Annotated in this window: 3 protein-coding genes; all 3 read right to left on the minus strand. The window is 73.9% G+C overall.

Going from position 1 to position 2660, the window contains the following annotated elements:
- On the minus strand, nucleotides 1–866 hold an 866-nt coding region (locus VR45_RS20380), incomplete at its 3' end, for a HAMP domain-containing protein (protein ID WP_159394281.1).
- Nucleotides 863–1639, minus strand: coding sequence for a response regulator transcription factor (locus VR45_RS20385; RefSeq protein ID WP_045941237.1), 777 nt, complete (start codon nucleotides 1637–1639; stop codon nucleotides 863–865). The genes VR45_RS20380 and VR45_RS20385, both read right to left, overlap by 4 nt.
- 57 nt (nucleotides 1640–1696) lie before the next feature.
- Nucleotides 1697–2660: trypsin-like peptidase domain-containing protein (locus tag VR45_RS20390; protein ID WP_045941238.1), on the minus strand; the 964-nt coding region annotated here is incomplete at its 5' end.

Here is a 2660-nt window from a genome sequence, read left to right on the forward strand (position 1 = left end):
CCGGCGTCGGCGATCAGCCGGGTCTGCCGTTCGCGGGAGTTGGCGAGGGCGGTGCTCATGGAGTTGAAGGAGGTGGAGAGCCGGGCGATCTCGTCGTCACCCTGGACCGGGATGGTGGTGCCGACCTCCTCGGTGCGGGCGATGTGCTCGACGGCGTCGGTGAGGTGGTCGACCGGCTTGAGGGCGGAGCGGGCGACCAGTCGCCCGGCGAGACCGGCGAGGATGACACCGCCGAGGGCTACCCCGCCGAGCAGGAAGGCGAGCTGGCGGAGGGATTCCTCGACGGGCTTGGTCGGGGTGGCGACCATGACCACGATCGAGTTGTGGGCGGGGCCCCGACCCAGGGTGAGGCGGACCATCGCGGGGTCGCCGTTGGTGTATCTGCCGTCGCGGATGATCGCCTGGTTGGGTTTGAGCGACAGCGCCGAGGCCATGTCGCCCGGTTGGATCACGATGGCACGGGTGGCGCCGTACGGGACGGAGACGCAGCCCTGGTCGGCCCAGACGAACTGGGTGTCCCGGGGAGCCGGTCCGCCACGCGGGAGCATCGGGAGATCGCCCGCTGTCTGGTCGGTCTGCGCCTGCGCGAGGGCGGCCTCGGGGGTCGACGGGCACGGGCGCTGCAAGGTCGCAGCCTGGGGCGGGGGAACGCTCTGCAGGTCGTTCCGCACCTGGTCGTACAGCTGCTTCTCCACGATGAACCAGCAGGCCAGCGCCGAGGCCGCGATCGCCACCGCGACCGCCGCCGCGGTGAGCAGGGCGAACCGGCTGCGCAGGGAGCGGGCGCGGTACCAGGTGCTGAGGCGGCCGCGGCGACGCGGGATGCGCGGTGGGGCGAGTGGCGGCGGCGGGACGGTGGGGCTCACGCCGCGGTGCCGGCTGCCGGGCGGAGCGCGTAGCCGACCCCGCGGACGGTCTGGATGACCCGGGGCAGGCCGCCCTGCTCGGTCTTGCGGCGCAGGTACATCACGTACACGTCCAGCGAGTTGGAGGAGGGCTCGAAGTCGAAGCCCCAGACCGCCTTGAGGATCTGCTCCCGGGTGAGCACCTGGCGGGGGTGGGCGAGGAACATCTCCAGCAGCATGAACTCGGTGCGGGTCAGTTCGACGGGTTGGCCGGAGCGGGTGACCTCGCGGGTGGCGGTGTTCATCCGCAGGTCCGCGAAGGCCAGGACGTCGGTCTCCTCCTCGACGGCGGCCGCCCGGGCGGCGGCCTCGGTGGCGAGCGCGTTGCGCCGCAGCAGGGCGCGCACCCGGGCGAGCAGCTCGTCGAGTTCGAAGGGCTTGGCGAGGTAGTCGTCGGCGCCGACGTCGAGGCCGGTGACCCGGTCGCCGACGGCGTCGCGGGCGGTGAGCATCAGCACCGGGACGGTGTCGCCGCGCGAGCGCATCCGGCGGACGGCGGTGAGGCCGTCCATCCGGGGCATCATGATGTCGAGCAGGACGAGGTCCGGCCGGTCGCGTTCGACGGATTCGAGGGCCTCGTAGCCGTCGGTGGCGGTGGCGACCTCGTAGCCCTCGAAGACGAGGCTGCTCTCCAGGGCGTCCCGGAGGGCGGGTTCGTCGTCGACCACGAGGAGCCGGGCGGTGCTCTGCTGCCCGGGCTCGGCGGGGGTGCGGTCGTCGGCGGACGGGGTCATCGGCGGTTGCCCTTTCTGGTGGCGGGAGGCCCTGCTCGGGTCAATTGTCGGACGTGCTCAGACGTTCTGGCCGGACTGCAGCTCGGGCAGCACCTGCTTGATGTCGTCGATCGGGATGGCGAAGCCGAGGCCGACGCTGCCGGCCCCGCTGCCGCCGGCCGTGGCGCTCGATCCGCTCGGCGAGTACATGGCCGAGTTGATGCCGATGACCTGCCCGGCGGCGTTGATCAGCGGGCCGCCGGAGTTGCCCGGATTGAGCGCGGCGTCGGTCTGGAAGGCCTGGTAGGTGGCGGTGCTGCCGCTGCTCTGCGGGGTGCTGCCGCGCAGTCCGGGCAGGTTGGGGAGGCCGAAGCCGCCGTTGCCGCTGGTGGTGCCCTCGTCGAGCTGGACGGTGACCTCGCGGTGCTCGGCGCTGATGATGCCGGAGGTAACGGTGCCGGTGAGGCCCTCGGGGTTGCCGATGGCGACGACCGGGTCGCCGACCGAGACGGCGGAGGAGTCGCCGAGCACGGCGGGGGTGAGCTGCTTGGCGCCGCTCGCGGCGATCACGGCGGCGTCCAGGCTCTTGTCGGTGCCGGTGAGGGCGGCGGTGGCGGTGGAGCCGTCGTGGAAAGTGACGGTGATCCGGCCGCCGTCGGCCGCGCCGGAGACCACGTGGTAGTTGGTGAGGATCTGACCGCCGGCGGTGAGGACCACGCCGGTGCCGGTGGCGGTCCCGTTCGCGGTCTGCACCGTGATCTGGACGACGCTGGGCGAGACGGCGGCCGCGACGGCGGCGACGTCGGCGCTGCCGTCGGAACGGGCGGCGACCGGGCTGGCGACGGTGCCGCTGCGGCTCACCGAGCCGTGGCCCTGGGCGGCGACGACGCCGCCGGTGACCCCGCCGAGGACGGCGGCGACCGCGGCGACGGCGGTGACCAGGGCCAGCCGCCCGCGCAGCAGGCCGCGCCGGGCCCGGTGGCCGGGGCCCCCGGCCGGTGCCGGGCCGGCCGGCTCGGGCGGGAACGGCGGGAGCGGGGGA

Origin of the sequence: Streptomyces sp. NRRL S-495 (assembly GCF_000966955.1) — a bacterium.
Lineage (GTDB): Bacteria > Actinomycetota > Actinomycetes > Streptomycetales > Streptomycetaceae > Kitasatospora > Kitasatospora purpeofusca.